Origin of the sequence: Pseudomonas frederiksbergensis (assembly GCF_003732665.1) — a bacterium.
Lineage (GTDB): Bacteria > Pseudomonadota > Gammaproteobacteria > Pseudomonadales > Pseudomonadaceae > Aquipseudomonas > Aquipseudomonas frederiksbergensis_G.
Genome location: NZ_MOBP01000212.1, coordinates 1 through 289 on the forward strand (window position 1 = coordinate 1; position 289 = coordinate 289).

Consider the following 289-nt stretch of genomic DNA (forward strand, 5'->3'; position numbering starts at 1 on the left):
GCTGCCGTAGGCCTCGCTCACCGTCAGCGCCAGGCGCTGGCCTTCGGCGCTCAGTTCCACCCCCCGGGGCCGACGGTGAAACAGGCGCAGACCCAGGCGCTCTTCCAACTGACGGATCTGCTGGCTGACCGCGCCGGGCGTGATGTGCAGTTCTTCAGCACAACGGGTAAAGGACAGGTGCCGCGCGGCACAGGAAAACACATGCAGCCAGACATAGGTCTGGGCATGAAACTGACGGCTCATCGTTTAGTCCTGCTAAAGGATCTCTTAGGAAGTTTCGTTGGTCAGT

The 289-nt window shown here is 61.2% G+C and carries 1 protein-coding gene; it reads right to left on the reverse strand.

From position 1 onward, the window contains the following. A partial coding sequence (locus BK665_RS33870; protein ID WP_123410668.1) for a LysR family transcriptional regulator occupies window positions 1-243 on the reverse strand: 243 nt, incomplete at its 3' end. Window positions 244-289: the final 46 nt, after the last annotated feature.